This window comes from Streptomyces sp. NPDC092296 (assembly GCF_044755465.1).
In the GTDB taxonomy this organism is placed as follows: domain Bacteria; phylum Actinomycetota; class Actinomycetes; order Streptomycetales; family Streptomycetaceae; genus Peterkaempfera.
The window spans coordinates 29868-44940 of sequence record NZ_JBIVRB010000014.1 but is presented as its reverse complement, the minus strand read 5'-3'; the positions used below and the strand labels follow the sequence as shown (position 1 = coordinate 44940).

General features: G+C 74.7%; 7 protein-coding genes and 1 pseudogene. 5 read left to right on the top strand and 3 right to left on the bottom strand.

Annotation, left to right across the window (positions count from 1 at the left end):
- Positions 1 to 190 precede the first annotated feature (190 nt).
- From prfB to ACIQGZ_RS24065, 3 genes and pseudogenes are all read right to left on the bottom strand, one after another.
- Positions 191 to 1303 carry a peptide chain release factor 2 gene (prfB, locus tag ACIQGZ_RS24075; protein WP_402605205.1) on the bottom strand — a complete coding sequence of 371 codons (1113 nt, stop codon included), beginning with the start codon at positions 1301 to 1303 and terminating at the stop codon, positions 191 to 193.
- Positions 1304 to 2380: 1077 nt separating this feature from the next.
- Positions 2381 to 3679 (bottom strand): annotated as a pseudogene (locus ACIQGZ_RS24070) (serine/threonine-protein kinase); the annotation flags it as partial.
- Positions 3680 to 3885: 206 nt separating this feature from the next.
- The gene (locus ACIQGZ_RS24065) at positions 3886 to 5844 is read right to left on the bottom strand and encodes a protein kinase (RefSeq protein ID WP_402605202.1); all 1959 of its coding nucleotides are present in this window, start codon (positions 5842 to 5844) and stop codon (positions 3886 to 3888) included.
- A 485-nt stretch (positions 5845 to 6329) separates the two neighbouring features.
- Here ACIQGZ_RS24065 and ACIQGZ_RS24060 point away from each other — a divergent pair, with 485 nt between their 5' ends.
- The 5 genes from ACIQGZ_RS24060 to gdhA all read left to right on the top strand — a co-directional run bounded on the left by ACIQGZ_RS24060 (position 6330) and on the right by gdhA (position 15037).
- Positions 6330 to 9347, top strand: coding sequence for an FtsK/SpoIIIE domain-containing protein (locus ACIQGZ_RS24060; protein WP_402605448.1), 3018 nt, complete (start codon positions 6330 to 6332; stop codon positions 9345 to 9347).
- Positions 9348 to 9857: 510 nt separating this feature from the next.
- A complete protein-coding gene (locus ACIQGZ_RS24055) occupies positions 9858 to 11285 on the top strand; it encodes an ABC transporter substrate-binding protein (protein WP_402605199.1) in 1428 nt (475 codons plus the stop codon).
- Between the two features lie 14 nt (positions 11286 to 11299).
- Entirely contained in the window at positions 11300 to 12634 is a 1335-nt protein-coding gene (locus ACIQGZ_RS24050) for a carbohydrate ABC transporter permease (protein ID WP_402605196.1), read from the top strand.
- A complete protein-coding gene (locus ACIQGZ_RS24045) occupies positions 12631 to 13539 on the top strand; it encodes a carbohydrate ABC transporter permease (RefSeq protein ID WP_402605193.1) in 909 nt (302 codons plus the stop codon). The genes ACIQGZ_RS24050 and ACIQGZ_RS24045 overlap by 4 nt, the downstream gene beginning before the upstream one ends.
- A gap of 151 nt (positions 13540 to 13690) precedes the next feature.
- Positions 13691 to 15037: an NADP-specific glutamate dehydrogenase gene (gene gdhA / locus ACIQGZ_RS24040; protein ID WP_402605190.1), complete on the top strand. Its 1347-nt coding sequence runs from the start codon at positions 13691 to 13693 to the stop codon at positions 15035 to 15037.
- Positions 15038 to 15073: the final 36 nt, after the last annotated feature.

Here is a 15073-nt window from a genome sequence, read left to right as displayed (position 1 = left end):
GACCGCTACCGCTAGACCGTGGCGGTCTCCTGCTGCTTGCGCCACCGGATGCCCGCTTCGATACTGCGCCAATCGTTCATCTCAACGGGCAATCCGCCGACCTCACACGGAGACTTCCTGCTGCTTGCGCCACCGGATGCCCGCTTCGATACTGCGCCAATCGTTCATCTCAACGGGCAGTCCGCCGACCTCACACGGAGACTTCCTGCTGCTTGCGCCACCGGATGCCCGCTTCGATGAAGCCGTCGATCTCGCCGTCCAGCACCGCCTGCGGGTTGCCGACCTCGTGGTCGGTCCGCAGGTCCTTGACCATCTGGTAGGGGTGCAGCACATACGACCGCATCTGGTTGCCCCAGGAGTTGCCGCCGTCGCCCTTGAGGGCGTCCATCCGGGCCTGCTCCTCCTGGCGGCGGCGCTCCAGCAGCTTCGCCTGGAGGACGTTCATCGCGCTCGCTTTGTTCTGGATCTGGGAGCGCTCGTTCTGGCAGGAGACCACGATGCCGGTCGGCAGGTGGGTGATCCGCACCGCCGAGTCGGTGGTGTTGACGCCCTGGCCGCCGGGGCCCGACGCGCGGTAGACGTCGATCCGCAACTCGGACTCGTCGATGTCCACGTGGTCGCTCTGCTCGACCACCGGCAGCACCTCGACGCCCGCGAAGGACGTCTGGCGGCGGCCCTGGTTGTCGAACGGCGAGATCCGCACCAGGCGGTGGGTGCCCTGCTCCACCGAGAGCGTGCCGTAGGCGTACGGGGTCTTCACGGCGAAGGTCGCGGACTTGATGCCGGCCTCCTCCGCGTACGAGGTGTCGTACACCTCGGTGGAGTAGCCGTGGCGCTCGGCCCAGCGCAGGTACATCCGCATCAGCTGCTCGGCGAAGTCCGCCGCGTCCACGCCACCGGCCTCGGCGCGGATGTTGACCAGCGCCTCGCGGGCGTCGTACTCGCCGGAGAGGAGGGTGCGCACCTCCAGCTCGTCGACGGCCTTGCCGACCGACGCCAGCTCGGCGTCCGCCTCGGCGCGGGTGTCCGCGTCGTTCTCGGCCTCGGCGAGTTCGAACAGCACCGCCAGGTCGTCGATCCGGCCGCGCAGCGCCTCCACCTTGCGCAGCTCGCCCTGGAGGAAGGAGAGCCTGCTGGTGACCTTCTGCGCGTTCGCCAGGTCGTCCCAGAGGTCCGGCGCGGCGGCCTCCTCCTCAAGGCGTGCGATATCGGCCCGGATCTTGTCCAGGTCGAGGACTGCCTCGATCGACCCCATGGTCGATTCGAGGGACTTGAGCTCTTCGGAAGGATCGACAGCTGCCACGCCCCCAGCGTAATGGCTCCGTGCCGGAACCGGTCCCCGGCTACCGGTACGGCCGGCCGCGCCGCGCCCCGAGGGGTGCGGCGCGGCCGGTGAAACGGCTGCTCAGACCGTACGCGTGTAGTGCAGGGTGCCATCCTCGGCACGGGCGAAGAGCCCCACCCGGCCGCCCTCGGCCACCGCCCCGGCGCCGAACCGGCCGCCCGAGGCCGCACCCGGGACGGCACCGGAGCGCCAGGCCAGGCCGCCGGAGTGCGACACCGCCTGGGCGAGACCGCCCGCCAGGCCCCGGCCGAAGACGTACAGGGCGCCGTCGGCCGCCACGGCGGGCTCGGCCCGGCCGCCGGTCAGGCCGGGGACCGGCTCGGCCGGGTGCCAGGCGCCGCGCAGCGCGGTGACCCGCAGCACCGCCGAGTCGGCGGCGCGGACCACGAAGGCGTCCAGCCGGCCGTCCGCCCCGGCCGCCAGCCCGGGGTCGCCGGTGATCCGGCCGGCGGTGGTCACCGTCGCCCAGGCGCTCCAGGTGCGATGCACATAGGAGGCGGTGGCCAGGTCGGAGCCGATCCGGGCCACCAGGTCGATCCGGTCGTTGGAGTCGTCGGCGGTGGCCGCGGGCGGCGAGTCCAGCCGGGTGCGGCCGTCCAGCTGGCCCCACTGCGACCAGCCGCCGCCCGCGTAGGTGCGCTGGTAGAGCAGCCGGTCGGTGCCCAGGGCGAAGAGCACGATCCGGCCGTCCGGCATGGCGACCGGCGCCGGGTCGCCGCTGACATGTATGCCGGTGAGCCGCCGCCACGGGCCGAAGGCGGTACCGCTGCCGCTACGGGTGATGTAGCGGACGGCGCCGTCCCGGTCGGTGGCGAAGGCGAAGGTCACCCCGTCCACCCGGACCGCCCGGACGCCGCCCGCCAGCGGGGTGGGCGCCGCCGGGACGGACTGCCAGGCCGCCCAGGAGGGCAGCGCGGCCGTCTCGGCGCCGGGGCCGCCGGAGGCGACGTCCTCGGCGGCGGCGGGGGCGGTGGGCAGCCCGGCGCCGCGCTCGGTGCCCTTGCCGCTGTCCTTGCCGGGGCTCTTCCTGCCGCCGGGCGCGGCGGGGGCGGCGCTGGCGGTGCCGTGGCCGGCCGGTCCCTGGCCCGCGTCGGTGTCCCCGCGCCCGGTGAGCGCCTCGTACGCGCCGACCGCGCCCGCCACCACCAGCACGGCCAGCCCGGCGGCCAGCAGTCGGCGGCGGCGCAGCGTCACCGAGCCGGGGCCGGCCGGGTGGCCCCGGTGGCTGCGGGCCCGCTGGTCGTCCGCGCCGTCGGCGCCGGGGGCGCGGCGCTCCCGCTCGGCGCGGGAGGCGGCGGCGAAGGAGGCCAGCTCGTCGGCGTTGGGGCGGCGCAGCGAGGTGTGGGTGTCCCGGGTGGAGTCGGGCTGCGGGCCGGAGACCAGCGGTACGGCGGCGCCGCGCCGGCGGCGGGGGCGGGCGGTGCCGTCCTCGGCGTCGGGCTCGTCCGGCGGGGCGGCGGGCGGTTCGGCGGGCTCGGTGCCGGGTGCGGAGACGGTGAGCGGGGGGATACCGGCCAGGGCGGGCAGCTGCTCGCGCAGCCGCTCGGCCATCTCGGTGGCGCGCAGCCGGGAGGCCGGGGCCTTGGCCAGGCACTCCGCGATGATCTTCCACAGGCCGTCGGGCAGGCCGGGCAGCGGCGGGACCGTCTCGGTGACATGGCGGCGCAGTACGGCGCCGGTGTGGCCGCCGCCGAAGGGGGTGAAGCCGGCCAGCAGCTCGTACAGGACGGTGGCCAGGGCGTAGATGTCGACGGCGGCGCGGGGTTCCAGGCCCTCGATGATCTCGGGGGCGAGGTAGTCGGGGGTGCCGATGATCCGGGTGGCCCGGGTGCGGCGGGGTGCGTCGACCAGCCGGGCGATGCCGAAGTCGGTCAGCTTGGCGCGGGGGGCGCCGCCGGGGCCGGTGGAGGAGGCGAGGTCCAGCAGGACGTTCTCCGGCTTGACGTCGCGGTGCACGATCCCGGCGGCGTGCGCCACCGCCAGCGCGTCGGCCACGTCGGCGGCGACCGCGACGGCGGCCTGCGGGGCGAGCACGCCGTCCCGGTCCAGGCGAGTGCGCAGGTCGGTGCCGTGCACCAGCTCCATGACCAGGGCGAGGTCACTGCCGTCCACCACCAGGTCGCGGATGCCGACCACCCGGGGGTGGTCCAGGCTGGTCAGTGCGGTCCGCTCCTGGACGAACCGGCCGACCAGCACCTGATCCGAGGCGAGGTCCTCGCGCAGCAGCTTGACCGCGACCGGGCCGTCAGGGCCCTCGCCGAGCCACACCGTGCCTGCGGACCCCCGGCCGATCACCTGGTGAACGGTGTACCGGCTGCCGATCTTGCGTGCCAATGCTGCTCCGTGAGCCGAGGGAGCGCGCCCGCGGTCCGCGTCACTCGGTGGTGCTCCGCGGCCCGGCGCGCTCGGGGGGTCGGTGCGTCAGCGACCAAACTACGCGGAGAACGGGCGGCGAGGGGACGCCGCACCGCTTCCACGGGGAGTTGACGGGCCGAAAGTCGATAAACCGTCAATATCGTCGGTCGGCCCGGGTTCCCGGGTCAGGATGTCCAGCTGTGCCAGTGGTCGGTGATCCACTGTGTGGTGCCGTGGGTGGTGTCCTGGACGTGGTGCCACCAGTCCGGGAGCGGGGTGAAGTTCCACAGGGCGACGGCGGCGAGGGCCAGGATGACCAGCACCATCAGGCAGCCCTTGAAGCAGCCGAGGCCCGGGATGTACATCCGGTTGCGGCTGCGCTGCCGGGGCTCCCGACGCGGGGCGGCCTCACGGGCCGGCTCCGGCTCGGACCGCCGCTCCGGGGCGGGCTCGGGCCGGCGGGCCGGGGCCGGCTCACTGCGCCGGGCCGGGGCGGGCTCGGCGCGGCGCGCCGGGGGGCGCTGCGGCTCGGGGGCCGGGGCGGGCTCGTACGGCTGCTGGTACTGCTCCTGCTCGTACGGCTGCTGCCGGTACTGCTGCTGCCGGTACTGCTCCTGCCGGTACTGCTCCTGCTGGTACGGGGGCGGCGCGGCCGGCGGCTGCCGGTACTGCTGCGGGGCGGCGCGGCGCGGGTCGCCGGGCTGCTGGGGGTAGCCGTAGCCCGCGTCCTGCTGCGGCCGGGCGGCGGGGCGCTGCTGGTAGGGCGGCGGGGCGATCCGGGGCTCCTGGAGCTGCCGGAGCTCCTCCGGCTCCGGATAGCCGACCTCGGTCTGCTGGTTGCGGTCGCGGGCGGCGCGCAGCTGGGTCTGCCAGGGGTGCGGCTGCTCGGGCTGCGGCCCGGCCGGGCTGCCGGGACCGTTCTGGCCGCCGGGACCGTTCTGGCCGCCGAAGCCGTCCGCGCCGGCCGGTCCGTCCGGACCGACCGGCGGCAGCACCCGGGTGCGGTCGCCCTGGCCGGTGTCGGCGGGCGGCATCATCCGGGTGCGGTCCTCGGAGTCGTACCCGGCGAGCGGCCCGGCCGTTGCGGCACCCATCAGCCGGGTGGCCGCCGCCGGGTCGTACTGCGCACCGCCGTCGGGTGCGGAGGTGCCCAGCACCCGGGTCGGATCGGCGTCCGGGGCGCCGAAGGGGCCGCCGGAGGCGGGCACCCGCGCCGGGTCCGGGTCGGGCAGCAGCAGCGCGCCCACCGCCAGCGCCTCGTCCACCTGGGCGGGGCTGGCGTGCACGCCGACACCGGCCGCGACCACCCGCAGCGCCCGAGCCAGCGAGGTGGCACCGGGCCGCTCGGCGGGGTCCTTGCGCAGGCAGCGCTCGACCACCGTCCACAGCGGCTCCGGCATGCCGCCGGGCCGCTCCGGCTCCTGGGCCAGATGGGCGTGCAGGATCTGCAACGGGCCGTCGCCCCGGAACGGCGGACGGCCGGTGACCAGCTCATACAGCATGATCCCGGCGCCGTAGACGTCCACCGCCGAGGTCTGCGGGCGGCCCTCGGCCGACTCCGGCGCGACATACGCGGGGGTGCCGACGAACTCATGGGTGCGGGTGATGCCGGGCGAGTCGGCCAGCCGGGCGATGCCGAAGTCGGTGAGCATCGGGTGCATCTGCTCGCCGCCGCCCTGCTCGGCGGGCAGCTCGGTGGTGGCCAGCAGCACATTGGCCGGCTTGAGGTCGCGGTGCACCACGCCGTCGGCGTGGCTGACCGCCAGCGCGTCCGCGATCTGGGCCATCAGCAGCGAGCCGGCGATCGGGCTCAGCGGGCCGTTGCTGCGCAGATAGCGGTAGAGGTCGGGCCCCTCGACCAGGTCCATCACCAGGGCGAGCAGATCGCCCTCGACCACCAGGTCGCGCACCCGCACGATGTTCGGGTGGACCAGCCGCAGCAGCACCGAGCGCTCGCGCAGGAAGCGCATCACCACATCGGGGTCGTTGGCGAGCTCCTCGCGCAGCACCTTGATGGCCACCTGCCGGCCGGGCTCGATGCCGGGCACGGCCGCGTCCTCGCGCACCTGGGCACGCCAGACGGTGCCCGTGGCGCCCCGTCCGAGCGTCTCCATGAGCAGATACTTGCTGCCTACCGGCCGCACTGATGCGCTCCTCGCCGTGCCGTCCTCGCGGGGCCGCGCACCGGTCGAGTGCTGCGGCGGCCCGTGTTTCCGGCAACTGTAACCGTGTCCGACGCCCTGGGGCCGCCGGGACCGAGCCCGGTACGGGCATCGCTGCGGACCGGGAACCGTTCCGGCCGCCGCACTCGTGTCAGGGAGACAGACGCAGGGCGGCGCGCTTCGGTTGACGCGCGCCGCCGAATGGCCCCGAAAGGCCGTGCGCCCACCGTCGACGGCATGTGAGGATGATCGCAAGATCATCAAATCCGGTACCCGACACACACTGTCAGTCGCGGGTGGGAGGATGCTGCCACCACCCGCGTGGGAATTGCTCGTTGGGCATGCTGCTCCCCGTCGCCGAGGCGGCGGGGCGGCCGGTCGGCCGGCGGCCCACCCGGGCGGGCATGATGGCCCGCGCCGTGCGGACGGCGCGGCGCCGCACGACCCCAGAAGGGACCTCGGGCGACATGCAGATCCGGCTGACCGTCCACCGGCCGCACAGCGGTCCGTCCACGGACGGGCTCGCCGCAGATGTGCTCGTCACCGCTCCGGCGGGCACCGCGCTCGGCGCGGTCGCCGGAGCACTGGCGGGCGCGGTCGGAGTGCGCGGTGGCCGCGCGGCCACCCATGTGCACCTGTACGCCGGCGCCCACCGCCTCGACGAGCGCACCCTGCTGGGCCACCCGCCGCTGGTCGACGGCGCGGTCCTCTTCCTCGGCGAGCCCGCCCCCGAGCACGCCGCCGACCCCGACCGGGACGCCGGTCCGGCGGCGGCCGAGCTGCGGGTGGTCGGCGGCCCCGACGCGGGCGGGGTGCACCTGCTGCACCCGGGCCTGGTGCGGGTCGGCCGCTCCGGCGACGCGGACGTGCCGCTGGACGACCCCGATGTCTCCCGGCTCCACCTGGAGCTGCACATCTCCCCCGACGGCCGGGTGGCCGTCGCGGACCTGGGCTCCACCAACGGCACCGCGCTGGACGGCGCGCTGGTCGGCACCGAGCCGGTGCTGCTGCCGGTCGGCGGGCTGCTGCGGCTCGGTGAGTCCTCGCTGACGCTGGCGGTCCCGGCGGCGCCCCCGACGCCCACCGAGACCGCCGGGTCCCGCGCCGCCGCCCCCGACGGCCAGGGCCATCTGCGGCTCACCGCCGCGCCCCCGCCACCCGCCCGGCCCAGCACCCCGCCCGCCGCCCCGGCGCAGCGCCCGCCCGAGCCCGCCGCCGGGCGCGGCCGGGGCCTGCGCTCACTGCGGCTCGGTGACGGGCTGCGGCTCGGCGACGGGCTGCGGCTCGGCGACGGGCTGCGGCGCGGCGGTCGCGGCCCGGCCGAGGAGACCCGTACGGCGGCGCAGGAGCAGGCGCTGGCCCGCGCCCGGGAGGCCGCCGCGCTGCGCGAGCGGCTGCCCGACCCGGCGGCGCTGCTGCTCGGCGCCCTCGGGCGCGGCCCGCACCGCTGGGAGCGCGGCCCCGACCACCCCGACGCCCTCACCGTGCGGCTGGGCACCGCCGACCGGCCCGGCACCGAGCCGGGCGAGCCGCTGCCCGGCGTGCCGGTCGCGGTCGGGCTGCGGGCGGCGGGCAGCCTGGGCCTGGCGGGGGCGCGGCCCCGGCTGGCCGCCCTGGCCCGCGCGGTGACCGCGCAGCTCGCGGCCCTGCACGCGCCCTCCGCGCTGGAGCTGGTGCTGGTCAGCGCCGATCCGGGCCGGGCGGCGGAGGAGCGGACGGCGGAGTGGTCCTGGGCGTTCTGGCTGCCGCAGCTGCGGCCGGCCCGGGGCCAGGAGTGCCGGCTGCTGGTGGGGCTGGACGCCGCCCAGGCGCAGGCCAGGATCGCGGAGCTGACGGCCCGGCTGGACGGCTCGGTACGGCCCGGCGGCCCCGCCGCCGTACTGCTGCTGGACGGCGACCCCGGGTCGGAGGACGCCCGGCAGGGCGTGGCCCGGCTGCTGGCCGAAGGACCGGCCGCCGGGGTGCACCCGGTCTGCCTGGCCGAGCGGCCGGAGTCGCTGCCGCCGGGGCTGGGGGCCACCGCCGTGATCGGCGGCGAGGTCGCCACCCTGCTGCGGGTGGAGCGGCCCGGCGCGGCCGGGGCGCGCGAGGTGGTCGACGGGGTGGCGCTGGACGCCGTCTCCACCGCCTGGGCGGAGCGGCTGGCTCGGGCGCTGGCGCCGCTGCGCGAGTCGGCGCCGACCGCCCGGGGGCCGCTGCCCACCGCGCTGCGGCTGCTGGACCTGCTCGACCTGGACATGGTCACCCCCGCCAAGATCTCCGGCCGCTGGGCCGACCTGCCCGCCACCACCGGTTCGGCCGTGGCGATGCTGGGCACCGCCCGCGACGACCGCTGCACGCTCGACCTGGCCGATCCGGAGCTGACCGCGCCCGGTCTGCCCGGCGGCCCGCATCTGCTGGTGGGCGGCGCGCCCGGCTCGGGCAAGACGGAGCTGCTGCGCACCCTGGTCGCCTCGCTGGCCGTCGCGGAGCGGCCGGACCGGCTGGGCGTGGTGATCATCGAGGGCCGGGAGTCCGACGATCCGGCGCTCGGTCTGTACGCCTGCACCGATCTGCCGCACGTCACCACCTATCTGGGCGCGGACGTCGACCCGGCGCGCACCCGGGAGGCGGCCGACGCGCTGCTGGCCGAGCTGGAGCGGCGGGCCGCGCTGTTCCAGGGGCGGGACTTCACCTCCTGGTACGCGGAGCGGGTGCTGCGGCGCGGCACCGCCACCGTGAGCGTCGGGGTCGGCACCGGCGGTGTCCGGGTGGTGGCGCCGCGCACCGCGCCGGACGACGCCGAGCGCGACCGGGCGGCGGCGCGGGCCGGTGGCGGCCTGCGGGGAGCGCCGGGGAGCGGGCCCGGTCGGGGGTACGAGGGCGCGGCGCCCGGTGACGGCGGGCCGTCCGCCGCCCCGGGGACGCTGCCGCCCGCGCCGCCGGGTCGGCTGCTGATCGTGGTGGACGACTTCGACGCCCTGCTGGGCGACGGCTCCGCCCGGCCCGCCGCCGGGGACGCGGCAGGGCCGGCCCGGTCGGCGCTGGCCCAGGCGCTGGCCGAGGTCGCGGTGCGCGGCGGGCGGCTGGGGGTGCACCTGGCCGTCTCCACCGGGCGGCCGGAGTGGACGGCGGGCACCGAGGTGGACGAGGCGGCCCTGCTGCGGATCGCGCTGCGGACCGACGACCCGGCCCGCTCCCGGCTGCTGGTCCATGTCGAGGACGCGGCCGCGCTGGCGGAGGACACCCCCGGCCGGGGCTATCTGCGGCTGCCGGACGGCGGGGTGACGGACTTTCAGACGGCCAGGGTGAGCGGCCGGATTCCGCGTACGGCGACGCTGCGGCCGAGCGTGGTGGCGCTGGACTGGGCGCAGACCGGCGCCCCGCCGACCCGCCGCCCGGTACGCGAGCTGGGCAACGGCCCGACCGACCTGGCGCTGCTCGCCAGCGCGCTCCAGCGGGCGGCCGAGTCCCTGTCCGCCGACCCGGCCCCGCCGCTGCTCTGACCCCGCCCCCGCGCCGCTCCACTGCCCGATGACCAGCCCCGACCGCAGTCCTGACATCTATGACACGACCAACGCCGCCCGCTGCCCCGCCGCGATCAGCGCGCAGCGGGGCCGGGGTTCCGGGCGGCGCGACGGCGGCGCGACGGCGGCGCGGCCCGGCGCGGCCCGGCGCCCCGGCTTCCGCACCACCCGTACGACGGACCCGGGTCGGCCCCGCAGCCGGGCGCGCGGCGCCGCCGCCGCGCCGGGCTCACCAGCCGTCACTTCAGCCTCACAGGGCATGATCCCGGGCCGTGGGGGTAGATCGGCTGCGCACAGTCCCGTCGACCGGCGACACGGTTCGGTCACAGTAGGCGACTGACCGTCACGCAGGGTCTTGCGACGCCTGTGGGCCCGGCGTAGGACTGTGCGGGGACGCGAGACGACCCGCGCCGCGACCCGCGCGTCAGCGCCGACGCCTCCCGGCCCGGCCACGTGCGGCCACGGCCGGTCCACGGGAGGGATTACGTCATGCACCTGACTATACGTACACGTTCCACCAAGGCCGCAGGCCGCACCCGCACCGCACTGGTGGTGACCGCCGCCACCGCGCTGGCGCTCACCGCCGCCGGGTGCGGCAGCGGCGGCGGGGGCGGCACAGCGGCACCGAGCAGCGCCGGCGGTGCCTCCGGTCCCGACGGCGCGACGGGCGGGGACGCGGCGAGTCCGGCGGCCACGCTGAAGCTGCCGGACCTGCACGGCCAGAGCCTGTCGGTGGCGGCGATCTGGACCGGCGCCGAGCAGAAGAACTTCCAGCAGGTGCTGGACGACTTCGCCAAGCGGACCGGCGCCAAGACCAGCTTCGTACCGACCGGGGACAATGTCTCCACCTTCCTCGGCACCAAGGTGCAGGGCGGCGCGCCGCCGGACGTGGCGTTCCTGCCGCAGGTGGGCGTGTTGCAGCAGTTCGCCAAGGCGGGCTGGCTGAAGCCGGTCTCCGCCGAGGTGGACGCCACGCTGACCGCCAACTACGGCAAGGGCTGGAAGGATCTCGGCGCGTACGGCGGCAAGCAGTACGGGGTGTACTTCAAGGCCGCCAACAAGTCGACCGTCTGGTATAACACCAAGGTCTTCGCGGACGCCGGGGTGAGCGAGCCGAAGACCTGGGCCGACTTCCTCGGCACCGCCCAGACGATCTCCGACTCCGGCACCCCGGCGGTCTCCATCGGCGGCGCCGACGGCTGGACGCTCACCGACTGGTTCGAGAACGTCTACCTCTCGCAGGGCGGCCCCGAGCTGTACGACAAGCTGGCCAAGCACCAGATCAAGTGGACGGACCCGTCGGTCGCCAAGGCGCTCACCACCCTCGGGCAGCTGTTCGGCAAGGACACCCTGATCGCCGGGGGTGCCAAGGGCGCGCTACAGACCGAGTTCCCGGCCTCGGTGGACCAGGCGTTCGCCGAGCCGCCCAAGGCGGGCATCGTGTACGAGGGCGACTTCGTGGCCGTCAACATCGCCAGTGAGACCAAGGCCAAGGTAGGCGAGGACGCCAAGGAGTTCCCGTTCCCGGCGGTGGACGGCGGCAAGGCACCGGTGGTCAGCGGCGGCGACGTGGCGGTGGCCATGAAGGACTCCCCGGCCGCGCAGGCGCTGCTGACGTATCTGGCCTCCCCGGAGGCCGCCGCCGTGGCGGCGGCGCAGGGCGGCTTCCTCTCCCCCAACAAGTCGCTCGACCTGTCGGTCTACCCCAATGACGTCGCACGCGGCATCGCCAAGTCGCTGATCGACGCGGGCGACGACTTCCGCTTCGACATGTCCGACCAGGCCCCCGCCGCCTTCGGCGGCACCAAGGGCATGGGCGAGTGGAAGGACCTCCAGGACTTCCTGGCGAACCCGAAGGACGTGGCCGGGGCCCAGAAGAAGCTCGAAGCCGACGCCGCCAAGGCGTACGGGAACTGACGGGGCGTCGGCAGATGGCCGCTCCGGCAGTCCCCGCACCGGTGGCGCGCCCGGACCGGGGGCGGGTGCTCGGCACCCGCCCCTGGATCGCGGTGCTCTTCCTGCTGCCCGCCCTGGTCCTGCTGGGCGCGCTCGTCCTCTATCCGATCCTCTGGACGCTGGTCCGCAGCCTGTACGGCATCGACGACTTCAGGCACTTCGTCGGCCTCGGCAACTACGGCGACGTCTTCACCACCTCCGCCACCCTGACCGCGCTGAAGAACACCGCCGTCTGGGTGGTGGTGGCGCCCATCGCCACCACCGCGCTCGGCCTGGTCTTCGCGGTGCTGACCGAACGCATCCGCTGGGGCACCGCCTTCAAGCTGGTGGTCTTCATGCCGATGGCCATCTCCATGCTGGCCGCCGGCATCATCTTCCGGCTGGTCTACGACCAGGACCCGGACAAGGGCGTGGCCAACGCGGTGGTGGTCGGCGTGCACGACACCTTCGCCAAGGCGTCGGCCTACCCCGGCGCCCGGCCCCGGGCCGACGGGGACCTCAAGGCGTCCGGCGGCGGCTCCTTCACCACCACCGCCACCGCCGTGCCCGGCACCCCGGCGGCGCTGCCGCTGGTCGGCCTGCCGCCCGCCTCGGTCGCCTCCCAGGCACCGGCCAGGGCCGCCACCGCCTCCGGCGACTCCATCGCGGGGACCGTCTGGCTGGACTTCGCGCCCGGCGGCGGCGGTACGGCGGGCAAGGTCGACCCCGGGGAGAAGGCCCTGTCGGGGGTGCGGGTGGAGGCCGTCAAGGACGGCCGGGTCGTCGCCCGCGCCACCTCCGGCAGGGACGGCACCTTCACGCTGCCCGCCGAGGCGGCCGGCGCCCGGCTGCGGCTGCCCGCCGCCAACTTCACCGCCCAGTACGCCGGCGTGGAGTGGCTCGGCCCGACCCTGGTCACCCCGGCGATCATCGGCGCGTACATCTGGATGTGGGCCGGCTTCGCCATGGTGCTGATCGCCGCCGGACTGACCTCGGTGCCCCGGGAACTGCTGGAGGCGGCCCGGGTCGACGGAGCCGACGAGTGGCAGGTCTTCCGCAAGGTGACCGTGCCGCTGCTGGCGCCGGTGCTGGTCGTGGTGCTGGTGACGCTGGTGATCAACGTCCTCAAGGTCTTCGACCTCGTCTACATCATCGCGCCCGGCTCCACCCAGCAGGACGCCAACGTCCTCGCCCTCCAGCTCTACCTGTCCTCCTTCGGCGGTGGCGGCAACCAGGGCGTGGGCAGCGCCATCGGCATCATCCTGCTGCTGCTGGTGCTCCCCGCGATGCTCTTCAACATCCGCCGCTTCCGGAGGGAGAACCGCCGATGACGACCCTTCAGGACACGGCCCCGGTGCCCGCCGCCGCGCCCGCCGTCCGCCGCCGGCCGAACCTGGCGGCCCGCGCCGCCTCCCGGCTGGCGGGCGGCGCGGTGCGGATCGTGCTGCTGCTGGTCGGGGTGTTCTGGCTGCTGCCCACCGTCGGGCTGCTGGCCTCCTCGCTGCGCGGGCCGATCGACATCCAGCAGTCCGGCTGGTGGCAGGTCTTCACCAAACCCGCCCAACTGACCGTGCACAACTACACCAACCTGCTCTCCAACGACACCATCACCCACTCGCTGCTGAACACCGCGCTGATCACCGTGCCCGCCACCGTGCTGGTGGTGCTGATCTCCTCGCTGGCCGGGTACGCCTTCGCCTGGCTGGACTTCCCCGGCCGCGACTGGCTGTTCCTGCTGGTCATCGGCCTGCTGGTGGTCCCGGTCCAGGTGGCGCTGATCCCGCTGTCCAAGCTGTTCGGCCAGCTCGGGATCTTCGGCAGCCTGCTGGGCGTGGTCCTCTTCCATGTGGCCTTCGGGCTGCCGTTCGCGGTCTTCCTGCTGCGCAACTTCTTCGCCGGCATCCCGCGCGAGCTGCTGGAGGCGGCCCGGCTGGACGGCGCCGGTGAGCTGCGGGTCTTCTTCACCGTGGTGATGCCGCTGGGCGGTCCGGCCATCGCCTCGCTGGGGATCTTCCAGTTCCTCTGGGTGTGGAACGACATGCTGGTGGCGCTGATCTTCGCCGATGCGGACTCGGCGCCGATCACGGTGGCGCTCCAGCAGCAGGTACGCCAGTTCGGCAACAACATCGACATCCTGGCGTCCGGTGCCTTCATCTCGATGGTCGTGCCGCTGGTGGTCTTCTTCGCCTTCCAGCGCCAGTTCGTCAGCGGGGTGATGGCCGGCGCCGTGAAATGACGGAGTGGTCCCGGTCCCCCGCAATCGCCGGACATCTGGGAAGCTGTCCGTAACGACGTACGGAAGTCCCGGCCCAGCGTCGTGCCGGAGTACACGTACGGATGCCCTGCACACCCTGCGACGCCACCTCGTCGAGAAGGAGCCTGCCCGGATGTCCGTAACCCAGCGTATCGAGTCGATCTACGCACAGATCCTGCAACGCAATCCCGGCGAAACCGAGTTCCACCAGGCGGTCCGAGAGGTCCTGGACACCCTGGACCCCGTGCTGGCCAAGCGGCCCGAGCTGGCCGAGGCCAAGATCATCGAGCGGGTCTCCGAGCCCGAGCGCCAGCTGATCTTCCGCGTGCCGTGGTCGGACGACTCCGGCGAGGTCCACATCAACCGCGGTTTCCGGGTGGAGTTCAACAGCGCGCTCGGCCCGTACAAGGGCGGTCTGCGGTTCCACCCGTCGGTGACGCTGGGGATCGTGAAGTTCCTCGGCTTCGAGCAGATCTTCAAGAACGCCCTGACCGGCATGCCGATCGGCGGTGGCAAGGGCGGCAGCGACTTCGACCCGAAGAACCGCTCCGACGCCGAGATCATGCGGTTCTGCCAGTCCTTCATGACCGAGCTCTACCGGCACCTGGGCGAGTACACCGACGTCCCGGCCGGTGACATCGGTGTCGGCGGCCGCGAGATCGGCTACCTCTTCGGCCAGTACAAGCGGATCACCAACCGCTACGAGTCCGGCGTGCTCACCGGCAAGGGCCTGGGCTGGGGTGGCGCCCAGGCACGCACCGAGGCCACCGGGTACGGCTGCGTGCTGTTCACCGCCGAGATGCTGCGCACCCGGGGCGAGGACCTCGACGGCCAGCGGGTCGTGGTGTCCGGCTCCGGCAATGTCGCGATCTACGCCATCGAGAAGGCGCAGCAGCTCGGCGCCACCGTCGTGACCTGCTCCGACTCCACCGGCTATGTGGTCGACGAGAAGGGCATCGACCTGGAGCTGCTCAAGCAGATCAAGGAGGTCGAGCGCGGCCGGGTGTCCGACTACGCGGAGCGGCGCGGCGCGGGCGCGCACTTCGTGACCGGCACCGGCGTCTGGGAGGTGCCGTGCGACGTGGCGCTGCCCTGCGCCACCCAGAACGAGCTCAACGGCGCCGACGCCGCGACCCTGGTCGAGCACGGCGTCAAGGCGGTCGCCGAGGGCGCCAACATGCCGACCACCCCGGAGGGCGTCCGCATCCTCCAGGGCGCCGGCGTGCTGTACGGGCCGGGCAAGGCCGCCAACGCGGGCGGCGTGGCCACCAGCGCCCTGGAGATGCAGCAGAACGCCTCCCGCGACTCGTGGACCTTCGCCCACACCGAGGAGCGGCTCGCGCAGATCATGGGGCACATCCACCGCTCGTGTCATGAGACGGCCGAGCGCTACGGCCGTCCGGGCAACTACGTGGTCGGCGCCAACATCGCCGGCTTCGAGCTGGTCGCCGAGGCCATGGTCGCCCAGGGCCTGATCTGACCCACCCCGGGCGGGCGGGGGCTGAGCCGCATCCCC